The organism is Cellulomonas citrea (genome assembly GCF_009829685.1).
Classification (GTDB): domain Bacteria; phylum Actinomycetota; class Actinomycetes; order Actinomycetales; family Cellulomonadaceae; genus Cellulomonas; species Cellulomonas citrea.
Genome location: NZ_VWSD01000429.1, coordinates 1 through 504, shown reverse-complemented (window position 1 = coordinate 504; position 504 = coordinate 1). Strand labels below are relative to the sequence as shown.

Genomic DNA, 504 nt, shown 5'->3' with positions numbered 1-504 from the left:
ACGATCATTTATTGCCAGGGCGATATGCACCTGGCAGTTATCAAATGGAAACTGCAACACCAGTATAAGGTAGATGTTGTTTTTGAGGCGCCTAAAATTCCTTACCGCGAAACCATCAGAACCGCAGCCGAAGCTGTTTACCGGCATAAAAAACAATCTGGCGGCGCAGGGCAGTTTGGAGAAGTACACATGCGGATAGAACCCTGGTACGAAGGCATGCCGGAGCCTTCAGGCCTGAATGTTAGAGGAAGAGATATACAACAGCTTCCCTGGGGCGGTAAGCTGGTTTTTTACAACTGCATTGTAGGAGGCGCAATTGACCAGCGCTTTTTACCTTCCATACTTAAAGGCGTAATGGAAAAAATGCAGGAAGGGCCTTTAACGGGTTCCTACGTAAGAGATATAAGAGTTTCGGTATTTGATGGCAGGATGCACCCTGTTGACAGCAATGATATTTCTTTTAAAATAGCCGGACTCATGGCATTTAAGAACGCCTTTCAACTG

Annotated in this window: 1 pseudogene; it reads left to right on the top strand. The window is 46.0% G+C overall.

From position 1 onward, the window contains the following. A pseudogene (locus tag F2B26_RS17870) lies at positions 1 to 504 on the top strand (hypothetical protein); the annotation flags it as partial.